The sequence below is a fragment of the Streptomyces anandii JCM 4720 genome (assembly GCF_014650655.1).
In the GTDB taxonomy this organism is placed as follows: Bacteria; Actinomycetota; Actinomycetes; order Streptomycetales; family Streptomycetaceae; genus Streptomyces; species Streptomyces anandii.
The window spans coordinates 49,043-60,563 of the sequence record NZ_BMVJ01000005.1 but is presented as its reverse complement, the minus strand read 5'-3'; the positions used below and the strand labels follow the sequence as shown (position 1 = coordinate 60,563).

Genomic DNA, 11,521 nt, shown 5'->3' with positions numbered 1-11,521 from the left:
CCAGCAGCGGCAGCAGGGCCTTGAGGGTCTCCCTGGAGTCGCCGACGAGATGGGCGTCCATCGGGTAGCGGATGCCGATCATGCGCCCGTCGATGTCGATCTCGACGCCCCGGGCCTGGCCCTCGTCGGGCAGCCATTCGGAGTACGGGAAGCTGCTGCCGACCATGAACAGGGTGTCGCAGTTCTTGATCATGTTGTCGCTGGCCTTGGTGCCGAGGAGGCCGATGGGGCCGGTGACGAAGGGCAGGTCGTCCGGGAGCACCTCGCGGCCGAGCAGGGCCTTGGCGACACCGGCCCCGAGCAGTTCGGCGACCTCCACTACCTCGGCCTCGGCCTCCGCCGCGCCCTGGCCGATGAGCATGGCGACCTTGCTGCCCTCGTTGAGGATGTCCGCGGCCTTGCGCAGCTCGCCGGGGTCGGGCAGGACGCGGGGCCTGCTCCAGCCGACGCTGGAGAACACCGAGCCGTGCATCTTCGGCGGCGACGGCATGGCGTCGCTCTCCTGGATGTCCTCGGGGATGATCACCGTGGCGACGCCCCGCGTGGTCAGGGCCGTCTTGAAGGCACGGTCGATGACGTGCCGGGCCTGGCCGGGATGCATCACGATCTGGCAGTACTCCGAGACGTCCGCGAACAGCCGGTCCAGGTGGATCTCCTGCTGGTAGTGCGCGCCCAGGCTCAGCCGCTTCTGCTGGCCGATCACGGCCACCACGGGCTGGTGGTCGAGCTTGGCGTCGTAGAGCCCGTTGAGCAGGTGGACCGCGCCGGGTCCCGAGGTGGCCGTGCAGCAGCCCACCTCGCCCGTGAACTTGGCGTGCGCGCAGGCCATGAACGCGGCCATCTCCTCGTGCCGGACCTGGATGAACTCCGGGTCCCCCTTGGCCCGGTCGAAGGCGCCGAGCAGGCCGTTGATCCCGTCCCCGGGATATCCGTAGACGCGTCCCACGCCCCACTCGCTCAGGCGTTGCAGTACGAAGTCGGCCACCAGGGTCATGACGCTCTCCTTCGAGGACACCTCTGCCGTCACCTGTGGGTGACCCATGAGAGGGCGGGTAAACGACCGGCCCGCTTCCGTCACCCTCACCCAGCCGCGGCGGGTTCGCACGCGGACCGCGCCCGGTCCGGTGCCGGAGCGGCCGCCGGGCGCGACACGCCGTGCGGTCGTCCACGAGGGGGAAGCCGCACGGCAGGCGGCGGAACACCTGCATGACGCGGGGTCGGAGCGGGGACCGGTCGCATGCCCTGTGCGCCCTGGTGCGCCGGGGCGCAGCCGTCCACCGATCGGGAAGCCTCCCTTGCAGACCTCGCACAGCGTCCCCGGCCGCCGCGCCCGCCGCGACCCGTCGGCATGCCGCGCCCGCACGGGCGCCGGGGGGGACCGGGGACGCGCGTGGACACGACGGACCCCGCCCCGCGTCACCGCGCGTGTGCGGGCGGGCGTATGCGCGGCAGGGCCGTGAGGCGTCCGGCGGCGTCGCGGCGGGCCGGTGGCCGCGCGGGGCGCCGGACCGGCCGGCCGGCGCACGCTTGCGGAGCCGGTCGCCCGTTGCTCCCCCGCGTCCCGCCGCGCACTTCGAGGTGATCCATGCGTGTACTTCTCGTCCACCCCAGCCCCCTGATGTATTCCGAGATCTTCCTCAGGCTGGAGCCGCTCGGTCTGGAGCGGGTGGCCGCCGCGGCCCGCGAGGCCGGGCACGAGGTCCGCGTGGTCGACCTGCAGGTGCTCAGGCACAAGGACCTGCGCGCGGCCGTTCACTCCTTCCGCCCCGAGGTCGTCGGCTTCTCGCTGAACTACCTGGCCAACATCCCCGAGGCGATCGACCTGTCCCGCGCTGTCAAGCGGGACCTGCCGGACTGCTTCGTCTTCTTCGGAGGGCACAGCGTCTCGTTCGTCGCCAATGACGTGCTGCGCCAGGCCGAGGGCTGCGTCGACGCGGTCGTACGGGGCGAGGGCGAGCCGGCCATGGCCCCGCTGCTCGGGGCGGTGCGCGACGGAGGCCTCGCGCAGGTGCCGGGGATCGTCACCGCCGACGGGTGGGGGCCGGCACCGAAGATGCTGCACAGCATCGACAGCCCGAGGCCCGCCCGTGACCTCATGCGCCACCGCCGCCGCTACTTCATCGGCGAGCTCGACCCGTGCGCCTCCATCGAGTTCACCCGCGGCTGCCCCTGGGACTGCTCCTTCTGCTCGGCGTGGACCTTCTACGGCCGCAGCTACCGCAAGGCGAGCCCGCGGGCCGCCGCCGAGGAGCTCGCCTCCATCCAGGAGCCCAACGTCTTCATCGTCGACGACGTGGCCTTCATCCGCCCCGAGCACGGCGACGCCATCGCCGCCGAACTGGAGAAGCGGCGCATCCGCAAGCAGTACTACCTGGAGACCCGCGCGGACGTGCTGCTGCGCAACACCGAGGTGTTCGAGCGCTGGACGCGGCTGGGCCTGCGGTACATGTTCCTCGGCATGGAGGCCCTCGACGCCGAGGGCCTGGACCTGTTCCGCAAGCGGGTCGACCCCGACGACAACTTCCGCGCCCTGGAGACCGCACGGCGCCTCGGCATCAACGTCGCCATCAACCTGATCGTGGACCCGGCCTGGGACGAGGAACGCTTCCGCCTGGTGCGGGAGTTCGCGCTGTCCGTGCCGGAGATCGTCCATCTGACCGTGATGACGCCGTACCCCGGCACGGAGATCTGGCACACCGAGTCCCGGCGGCTGACCACACGCGACTACCGGCTGTTCGACATCCAGCACGCCGTCGTGCCCACGACCCTGCCGCTCGACCGCTTCTATGCCGAACTCGTGCGCACCCAGTCCGTCATCAACCGCAAGCACCTGGGCCTGCGCACCGCGTTCGGCGCCGCCCGCGTCCTCGGCGACCGGCTCCTGCACGGCCAGACCAACTTCGCCCGCATGCTCTGGAAGTTCAACCGCGTCTACAACCCGGACCGGCAACTGGCCGACCACCGCAGGCCCGTCCGCTACGAGCTCCCGCTGCCCCCGGGCGCCCCCGTGGGCAACCGCCGGGAGCTCTACATCCACACCAAGCAGTCCCCCCGTTCAGGTCCGTCCCCGCGCCCCCTCGGCGGCCCCGCCGCGGACCAGGCGCAGTGAACTCCCGAGGGCGCTCATGTCACAGACACATCCCCGACTCGACGAGCCGCGGGAGACCACGCATCCGCCCCGCGGCCGCACCGGGGAGCGGATCCGGGACTACCTGACCACCACCGACCACAAGAAGATCGGCCATCTGTACCTGGTCACCGCGTTCGGGTTCTTCCTGGTGGCCGGCCTGATGGCGATGACGATGCGGGCCGAACTGGCCCGCCCGGGGCTGCAGATCGTCACCAAGGACTTCTACAACCAGCTGTTCACCATCCACGGCACGATCATGATGCTGCTGTTCGCCACGCCGACCTTCGCCGGTTTCGCGAACGCCATCATGCCGCTGCAGATCGGCGCGCCCGACGTCGCCTTCCCCAGGCTGAACGCCCTCACCTACTGGCTGTTCCTGTTCGGCGGGCTGACCGTGCTGTCCGGCTTCGCGACCCAGTCGGGGGCGGCGCCGTTCGGCTGGTTCGCGTACTCGCCGCTCACCGACCAGGCGCACTCGCCGGGCCACGGGGGCGACCTGTGGACCATGGGGCTGGTGGTGGCGGGCCTGAGCACGACGCTGGGCTCGGTCAACTTCATCGCGACCATCATCAGTCTGCGCGCGCCGGGCATGACCATGTTCCGGATGCCGATCTTCACCTGGAACATCCTGTTCACCTCGATCCTGGCGCTGCTGGCCTTCCCGGTGCTGACCGCGGCGCTGCTGGCGCTTGAGGCGGACCGGAAGTTCGGCGCGCACGTCTACGACTCCGCCAACGGCGGCGCCCTGCTGTGGCAGCACCTGTTCTGGTTCTTCGGTCATCCGGAGGTCTACATCGTGGCGCTGCCGTTCTTCGGCGTGGTCACGGAGATCATCCCGGTCTTCAGCCGCAAGCCGGTCTTCGGCTACGCCGGCATGGTGGGCGCGACGATCGCGATCACCATGCTGTCGGCCACCGTGTGGGCCCACCACATGTTCGCGACCGGCGGAGTGTTTCTGCCGTTCTTCTCACTGATGTCGTTCCTGATCGCGGTGCCGACCGGGGTGAAGTTCTTCAACTGGATCGGCACGATGTGGCACGGCAGCCTGTCCTTCGAGACGCCGATGCTGTGGTCGGCCGGCTTCCTGGTGACCTTTCTGCTCGGCGGGCTGAGCGGTGTCCTGGTCGCCTCCCCGGCGCTGGACTTCCACCTGACGGACAGCTACTTCGTCGTCGCGCACCTGCACTACGTGCTGTTCGGCACCATCGTGTTCGCCATGTTCGGCGGGTTCTACTTCTGGTGGCCGAAGATGACGGGCAAGCTGCTCGACGAGCGGCTGGGCAAGGTCCACTTCTGGACGCTGTTCGTGGGCTTCCAGACCACCTTCCTCGTCCAGCACTGGCTCGGCGAGGCGGGGATGCCGCGCCGTTACGCCGACTACCTGGCGGCCGACGGCTTCACCGCGCTCAACATGGTCTCCTCCATCGGCGCCTTCCTGCTCGGCCTGTCCACGCTGCCCTTCCTCTACAACGTGTGGAGGACCGCCCGGCAGGGGCCGAAGGTCGAGCTGGACGACCCCTGGGGGTACGGCAGGTCCCTGGAGTGGGCGACCTCCTGTCCCCCGCCCCGGCACAACTTCACCGAGCTGCCGCGGGTGCGGTCCGACTCCCCCGCCTTCGACCTGCACCACCCCCAGGTGATGCGGGAGGAGCCGCCGGCCGCCCACGGAACCGTGGAGCCCACCCCCGACACCCTAGGGACGCAGAGCGAATGAAGTCCGAGGCGTATCTCTTCGCCGGCGTGGCCGTCTTCTTCCTGCTCACCGACGCGGTCTACATCTATTTCGCCCGGGAGCCCGCGGGCATCGCCGCGCTGACCGTCTCCTGCTTCATGGCGTCGGTGATCTCCTTCTTCTGCACGGTCAACTACCGGCGCAAGGGGCTGCGCCCCGAGGACCGCCCGACCGCGGAGATCCACGAGCGGGCCGGCCGGATCGACTTCTTCCCGCCCGAGAGCGGCCACCCGGCCGTCACCGCGCTCGGCGTCACCGTGACCGCCATCGGCCTCGTCTACGGCGCCTGGCTGTTCGCGATCGGCTTCGGGATCTTCGCGATCGGGTTGCTGGGCATGGTGTTCGAGTTCGTGGGACGCGAGGGCGACTGACGGCGGCCGGTGCTGGGACCGCGTCCTCGAAAACGACCCAACGAATCTCCATAAAAGGGGCATAAGTCACCCACATAGGGGAACCTTGCACAAGGCAAAGGAAACCTCTGTGGAGAGGAGACGACAGCAATGTCGTATCCACATCGCTCCAGTGACGTGGGCACCCATCCGGAGATGATGGGCACGCATCCGGAAATGGCCGAGATGCGTGAGCGGCTCGAACGCACCGCGTCGACCGGACCGGCGATGGCGATCGAAGGGCTGATCGTCCTGGCCGGTCTGTACACCGCGATCTCGCCCTGGGTCGTGCACTTCGCGATCCTGCCCGCGATCACGGTCAACAACCTGCTCGTCGGCATCACCATCGGCCTGATCGGAATCGGCCTGGCCCTGGCCCCGGAACGGATGTTCCGCCTGTCCTGGACCCTGGTGCCGCTCGGCATCTGGCTGTTCATCTCGCCGTGGGTGGTCACGCTCACGCACGGCGCGCGAGCGGGCATCGTCTGGAACAACTGCTGGACCGGCGCGGTGGTCACAGTCCTCGGACTGGCCGCGTTGGGCCTGACCATCGGCCGCGCACAACGGGGCCGCCGGTGACGCACAGGGGCGCGTCGTGCCCGTGGGGGCGGGCACGACGCGCTTGCCGGATCACTCCTGGGAGCCCGAGCCGACTCCGCCCGCGACCGGGTCGACCGTGCGGCCGGTGATCTGCAACTGCTCCTCCGTGGTCGCGGGGGCGTCGACGCGCTCCCCGTAGTACCACCTGCTCAGCGAGGCCCGCAGACGGCTGCGCGCGGGCGCGCCGGGCCCCGGCCGCTCCAGCGGGCGCGGCAGATCGCGGACGAGCAGCTTGTAGCGGCGCTCGTGGTCCAGGGGCTCGTGACTCTCCGACATGCCGCCGGGCAGGTCCTGGTACACCTGGCCCGTCTCCTCGCCCTCCTCCATCATCTGCCGCTCGTGCATCTGCAGCGCCAGGCAGACCCGTCTGGTGATCAGGAACGCCAGCACCGGCCCCGCGAAGAACAGCACCCGGAAGGTCCACGTCAGGCCGTTGACGGAGGTGTGGAAGGTGGCGGCGATGACGTCGTTGCCGCCGGCCAGGAGCAGGACGGCGTACCAGACCACGGCCCCGACGCCGAGCCCGGTGCGCACGGGGCGGTCGCGCGGCCGGTCGCACAGATGGTGCTCCACGAGGTCCCCGGTCACCCACCGCTCGAAGAAGGGGTAGGCGTACAGCACGAGGAAGAGCAGCGCCGGCAACACCACCGCCGGAAGCAGCACGTTCCACATGAAGGTGTGCCCGGCGATGTTCCACTCCACCCCGGGCATCAGCCTGAGCGCGCCCTCCAGGAACCCGACGTACCAGTCCGGCTGGGCGTCGGTGGAGACCTGGTCGGGGACGTACGGGCCGAAGTCCCAGATGGGGTTGATCTGGGCGATGGCCCCCATCGCGGCGAGGACGCCGAACACCGTGAGCGACAGACCGGTGGACTTGCCGACGAACGAGGGGAACATCGGCTGGCCCACCACGTTGCGGTTGGTCTTGCCCGGCTCCGACCACTGCGTGTGCTTCAGGTACACCACCATGAACAGGTGCACCGCGATCAGCGCGATGAGCAGGCCGGGCACGAACAGCACGTGCACGATGTAGAGCCGCCGGATGATCGCCGTACCGGGGAACGGGCCGTCCCACACGAAGAAGGTCAGATACGTCCCGACCACCGGGACCGACTGCAGGATGGAGTTGGCGGTGCGCAGCCCCGTGCCGGACAGCAGGTCGTCGGGCAGGGAGTAGCCGCAGAAGCCCTCCAGCAGCGACAGCAGGAAAAGGGTGACCCCGATGAGCCAGTTCACCTCGCGCGGCCTGCGGAACGCGCCGGTGAAGAAGATCCTGAGCATGTGCACACCGATCGCGGCCACGAAGACCAGCGCCGCCCAGTGGTGCATCTGACGCATCAGCAGCCCGCCGCGCACGTCGAAGCTGAGGTGGAGCGCCGACTCGTAGGCCTTGGAGACCAGCAGGCCGCGCAGCGGGGCGTAGGAGCCGGTGTACGGCGCCTCGGCCAGGCTCGGGTCGAAGAAGAGCGTCAGGAAGCTGCCGGTCAGCACCAGGACGGCGAAGCTGTAGAGCGCGATCTCCCCGAGCAGGAAGGACCAGTGGTCGGGGAACGCCTTGCGCAACAACTGCCCGGCCAGCTCGGAGACGGGCGCGCGCCGGTCCGCGACGACGTAGGCCTGGAACGCCGCCTGCCGGGCCCTCGCCTCGGCTCTCGCCCTGCGCCGCCGCATCAGCACGCCCGCACCACGCTCCTTCGTGTCGTCTCCGGCGTACGTCCCGCCCCCGACGGCGCGGCGGGGCCGGGGTTGCCCGCCTGCCGGGTGTTTCAATCTTGGGTGGGAGGGCCGGATGCGTGGCGCAGGCGTGCCGAGGGCACCCCCTTTGCCGCAGTGAGGGCCGGGACCGCCGGCACGGCGGCGCCGCGGGCGGCCCCACGATCCGCCCGCCCGTCCGGGCGGCGCCTCACCAGGGAGCACGAGTGGACAGTCAGAGCGGCATCGTCCAGGAGCTGACGGCGGACCACGCCAGGGTGCGGGGGCTCTTCGACCGGATCAGGTCCTCGGAGCCGGGCAGCACCGAGCGCGCGGATCTCGTGGAGCGGGCCGGCATCGAGCTGGTGCGCCACTCGGTGGCGGAGAAGGAGTACCTGTATCCGGCCGTGCGCCGCCATCTGCCGGACGGTGACGGCTGGGCCGACCGGGAGCTGGCGCAGCACCAGGAGGTCGAGTGGCTGATCGCCGCGCTGGAGGACGCCGAGCCGCACGGCGAGGAGTACGGGCGGCTGCTGCTGGCACTGGTCACCAAGGTGACCGAACACCTCGTCGAGGAGGAACAGTTGCTGTTTCCCCGGCTGCAGGCGCTGTGCCCGGCGGACGAGCTGCGCGAGCTCGGCGGGAAGGTGCGTGCCGCCGAGGTGTCCGCGCCCACCCGGCCGCGCCCGCTCGCTCCGGACTCGGCCGCGCTGGTCAAGGTCGGCGCCCAGCTGTGGGGGCCGCTCGACCGGCTCAGGGACTTCACGGGGCGGCGCGGGCGGCGGTGAGAGCCGTCGTCCCCGGCGGCCTCTTCCCGGGCGGCCGCCAGGTGCGTTCCGGGGCGGCGCGGGAACCCGGTGCCCGTGGCCGCGGCGCAGGCCGCGCGCCGCGTTCCCCGTGCCCCGGACCCGAAGAGGCCGGGCCCGACCGCGTCCCCTCAGGAGGCAGAACCGTGGAACACATCGGGCAGCGTGTGTGGGCGATCCCCGAGGGATACATCCCCGGGGCCAGTACCGGCCCGGAGTCGATGGCGAGCCATGAGACGGCGTGCCTGCTGAACACCGGTGACGAGGACGCCCACGTGGAGATCACGCTCTTCTTCCCGGACCGGGAACCGGCCGGCCCCTACCGGGTCACCGTCCCCGCGCGCAGGACCCTGCACCAGCGGTTCAACGAGCTGGACCCGGAGGGCTCCGTGCCGGTCGACTCCGACTATGCCTCGGTGCTGGTCAGCGACGTGCCGATCGTCGTGCAGCACACCCGTCTGGACAGCCGGCAGGCGGCGAACGCGCTGCTGTCGACCGTCGCCTACGCCGCCCGCTGAACACGGGCGACACCGGGGAGGCCAGGGTGCTGGACCGCGCAGAGCCCCCGGCGTTCGGCCACCCGGGTCCCACCGCGAGGTCCCGGGCCGTGTCCCTGGTGTGTCAGGTGTCCCCGGACGCCGCCGGAGCACGGACCCTGGTGGCCGTGCGCACCTACCCACGGACCACCCGCCGCCCACGGACGCGGGACGCGACGCGATGAGCGGCACCGGCCCCCGGTGGAGATCCCGCGTCGCGCACGCCGTACGACCGGTGCGGGACCCGCTGGAGCGCGCCTGGCACTGGCTGCACGCCTACGCGCTGTTCCGGCGCGGCCGCGAGCTGGAGCTGATGCACAGGGCGATGGGCTTCGCCACGCTCTCCCTGGTCACCCTGGCGCCCCTGCTGATCGTGGTGGCCGCGGCCGACCCGCTGGGAAAGGGCGGGTTCGCGGCGTGGCTGGTGGACGGCATGGGCCTGTCCGGGCGGTCCGCGCGGGTGCTCACCGACATCATCACCCCTCCGGTGAAGGTCATCGGCACCACCAGCGTCTGGGGCGGGATCCTGCTGGCCGTGTTCGGCGTCTCCTTCGCGGGCAGCGTCCAGAACGGCTACGAGCGGATCTGGGGCCTGCCGCCCGGCCCCTGGCACCGGGTGTGGCGGCAGGCCACCTGGCTGGCCGTGATGACCGCGTACCTCTACCAGGAGGTGCAGAACCGTCACCAGTTCCAGGGCGTCGAGCGCATCGTGGTGTCCGCGGCCAGCGGGGCGCTGTTCTTCTGGTGGGGGCAGCACTTCCTGCTGGGCGGCCAGATCCACTGGCGCAGCCTGCTGCCGGGCGCGCTCGCCACCATGGTGGGCCTCGGCGGTCTGCGGGTCTTCTCGTACCTGGTCTTCACCCCGCTCATCGTCGACAACGCGGTCAGTTACGGCACGGTCGGCATCGTGCTCGTCGTGGAGTCGTGGCTCACCGGAGTGGGCTTCGTCGTCTACGGCGGCGCCATGTTCGGCCGCTGGTTCTGCGAGCACCACTGGTGGCCCCGTGCGCACACGTAGGGCACCGGTTTCGGACACTCCGCGGCGGCGCACTGAAGGCGTGGAGTACGCGGCGGCGGAGCCGTACCGTACGGCTCCGGGAAGGCGAGGTGGATCCATGGCCCGTTCACTGCCGGGAGGCGTCCGGCCGTACCGCCGGTGGGCGCCGGCCGTGTCGGTGCTCGCCGTCGCGGGCGCGCTGGCCACCGCGTGCAGCGGTCCGCCTCCGGCCCGCGCGCCGGAGGTGCTGCCCCGCGTCGAGGCCCCCTACGACCGGGCCGTGCGCAAGGCGCTCGACGAGGTGCCCGGCAGCCGGCTGGTGTCGGTGGACCTGACCGACGTATCGACGCCGAGGCCGGTGTGGAAGACGGATGTGGCCACCGCGGACGGCACGGTGCACGAGGTCCGGCTCGACGCGGTGCGAGCGCAGCTGATCAACACCAGCGTGCCGGCCGGTCAGTCGGCCGCCGCCAGGGCCGGCACCGCCGCACTCGTCGGGTCCGCGCCGCTGCTGCCCGAGGAGGCGGTGGAGAAGGTGAAGGTGCCCGACTACGGCAAGGTCAACGATGTCCGGCTGGAGAAGGGGCCGGACGGCAGGACGGTGTGGTCCGTGACCATCACGACCATCGAGCGGGGGCACACGCACACGTACGAGATCGACGCGGCCAGCGGCAAGGTGGTCGACAGCAGTACGGCCGCGCCGAGCACTTCGGCGGCGTCGGGTGTTTCGGGTGCCGCGTTCCGGGTGTCCGTGTGACGGCGAGGTGTTTCGCGGCCCGCCGGCCCGGATACTCCGCCACGGCCCAGTCCGTCCGGACCCGGGCCGGCCGCCGCCGCGCGGCCACCCGGAGTTCGCCGTCGCAGCCGAGGTGCCCGTGAGCGCCCTCACCGTCGTACTCGCGCTGCTCGCCGCGCTCTCCAACGCCTCGGCCTCGGTGCTGCAGCGGCGGGCCGCCACGGACGAGTCCGGGGGCGGCTCGGGAGCGCGCCAGGCCCTGCGCTGGCTCGGGCGGGTGCTGCGGCGCCCGCACTGGCTGGCCGGCGCCGGGCTGCTCGGGCTGTCGACCGGGCTCCAGGCGGCGGCCCTCGCCGTGGGCAGCCTGTCCCTCGTGCAGCCGCTGCTGGCGAGCGAGCTGCTGTTCACGCTCGCCGTCGGCAGCGTCGTGTTCCACAGCCGTCCCGACCGGCGCACTTGGCTGGCGTTCGCCGCGCTCGCCTTCGGTCTGGCCCTCTTCCTGGGCGTGGCGGCGCCCTCCGCCGGCAAAGCCACCGCCACCCCCGGGCTGTGGCTCCCGGTGGGAGGGACGCTGGCGGGTGTGGTCGTCCTCGTCGTCGTGGTGGCCCGCACGGTGCGCGGGGCGTCGCGGGCGGCACTGCTCGGGCTGGCGTCCGCGGTGTCCTTCGCCGCCACGGCCGCGCTGATGAAGGAGGTCATGGGGCGGCTGGGCCAAGGACCGGCCGCCGTGCTGACCCAGTGGCCCCTGTACGTCACGCTGGCGACCGGCGCGGTGAGCTTCCTGCTGCTGCAGAGCGCCTTCCGGGCCGGCAGCCTGACGGCCTCGCAGCCCGCGCTCACCCTCGGTGACGCCGTGACCAGCGTGATCCTCGGCTGGGTGCTGTTCCAGGAGGAGATCGGCCT

11 protein-coding genes are annotated in these 11,521 nt (G+C 71.3%); 9 read left to right on the top strand and 2 right to left on the bottom strand.

Going from position 1 to position 11,521, the window contains the following annotated elements; genetic code table 11:
* Positions 1-994: thiamine pyrophosphate-binding protein (locus IE249_RS36920; RefSeq protein WP_268249683.1), on the bottom strand; the 994-nt coding region annotated here is incomplete at its 3' end.
* A gap of 591 nt (positions 995-1,585) precedes the next feature.
* Here IE249_RS36920 and hpnR point away from each other — a divergent pair.
* From hpnR to IE249_RS11085, 4 genes are all read left to right on the top strand, one after another.
* On the top strand, positions 1,586-3,109 hold the full coding sequence (gene hpnR / locus IE249_RS11100) for a hopanoid C-3 methylase HpnR (protein WP_189704623.1): 1,524 nt from the start codon (positions 1,586-1,588) through the stop codon (positions 3,107-3,109).
* A gap of 16 nt (positions 3,110-3,125) precedes the next feature.
* Positions 3,126-4,844: an aa3-type cytochrome oxidase subunit I gene (gene ctaD, locus IE249_RS11095; protein WP_189704622.1), complete on the top strand. Its 1,719-nt coding sequence runs from the start codon at positions 3,126-3,128 to the stop codon at positions 4,842-4,844.
* Complete coding sequence (gene ctaF / locus IE249_RS11090) at positions 4,841-5,233, top strand: aa3-type cytochrome oxidase subunit IV (RefSeq protein WP_189704621.1); 393 nt, start codon at positions 4,841-4,843, stop codon at positions 5,231-5,233. The genes ctaD and ctaF overlap by 4 nt, the downstream gene beginning before the upstream one ends.
* 129 nt (positions 5,234-5,362) lie before the next feature.
* Positions 5,363-5,830 (top strand): SPW repeat protein, encoded by a 468-nt coding sequence (locus tag IE249_RS11085; protein ID WP_189704620.1) that lies wholly within the window; start codon positions 5,363-5,365, stop codon positions 5,828-5,830.
* Between the two features lie 51 nt (positions 5,831-5,881).
* Here IE249_RS11085 and qcrB read toward each other — a convergent pair whose 3' ends face one another.
* On the bottom strand, positions 5,882-7,528 hold the full coding sequence (gene qcrB, locus IE249_RS11080) for a cytochrome bc1 complex cytochrome b subunit (RefSeq protein ID WP_189704619.1): 1,647 nt from the start codon (positions 7,526-7,528) through the stop codon (positions 5,882-5,884).
* Between the two features lie 242 nt (positions 7,529-7,770).
* Here qcrB and IE249_RS11075 point away from each other — a divergent pair, with 242 nt between their 5' ends.
* The 5 genes from IE249_RS11075 to IE249_RS11055 all read left to right on the top strand — a co-directional run.
* Positions 7,771-8,331 (top strand): hemerythrin domain-containing protein, encoded by a 561-nt coding sequence (locus IE249_RS11075; RefSeq protein WP_189704618.1) that lies wholly within the window; start codon positions 7,771-7,773, stop codon positions 8,329-8,331.
* A 164-nt stretch (positions 8,332-8,495) separates the two neighbouring features.
* Complete coding sequence (locus IE249_RS11070; protein ID WP_189704617.1) at positions 8,496-8,867, top strand: sensory rhodopsin transducer; 372 nt, start codon at positions 8,496-8,498, stop codon at positions 8,865-8,867.
* 199 nt (positions 8,868-9,066) lie between these two features.
* Positions 9,067-9,903 carry a YhjD/YihY/BrkB family envelope integrity protein gene (locus IE249_RS11065; RefSeq protein WP_229858117.1) on the top strand — a complete coding sequence of 279 codons (837 nt, stop codon included), beginning with the start codon at positions 9,067-9,069 and terminating at the stop codon, positions 9,901-9,903.
* 97 nt (positions 9,904-10,000) lie between these two features.
* Complete coding sequence (locus tag IE249_RS11060; protein ID WP_189704616.1) at positions 10,001-10,639, top strand: PepSY domain-containing protein; 639 nt, start codon at positions 10,001-10,003, stop codon at positions 10,637-10,639.
* Between the two features lie 118 nt (positions 10,640-10,757).
* The coding region (locus IE249_RS11055; RefSeq protein WP_229858114.1) for a DMT family transporter at positions 10,758-11,521 on the top strand (764 nt) is incomplete at its 3' end.

Coding starts and splice junctions, on each gene's coding strand:
- IE249_RS11065 (WP_229858117.1), top strand. CDS start 9,067: ATGAGCGGCACCGGCCCCCGGTGGAGATCCCGCGTCGCGCACGCCGTA.
- hpnR (WP_189704623.1), top strand. CDS start 1,586: ATGCGTGTACTTCTCGTCCACCCCAGCCCCCTGATGTATTCCGAGATC.
- IE249_RS11060 (WP_189704616.1), top strand. CDS start 10,001: ATGGCCCGTTCACTGCCGGGAGGCGTCCGGCCGTACCGCCGGTGGGCG.
- ctaF (WP_189704621.1), top strand. CDS start 4,841: ATGAAGTCCGAGGCGTATCTCTTCGCCGGCGTGGCCGTCTTCTTCCTG.
- ctaD (WP_189704622.1), top strand. CDS start 3,126: ATGTCACAGACACATCCCCGACTCGACGAGCCGCGGGAGACCACGCAT.
- IE249_RS11085 (WP_189704620.1), top strand. CDS start 5,363: ATGTCGTATCCACATCGCTCCAGTGACGTGGGCACCCATCCGGAGATG.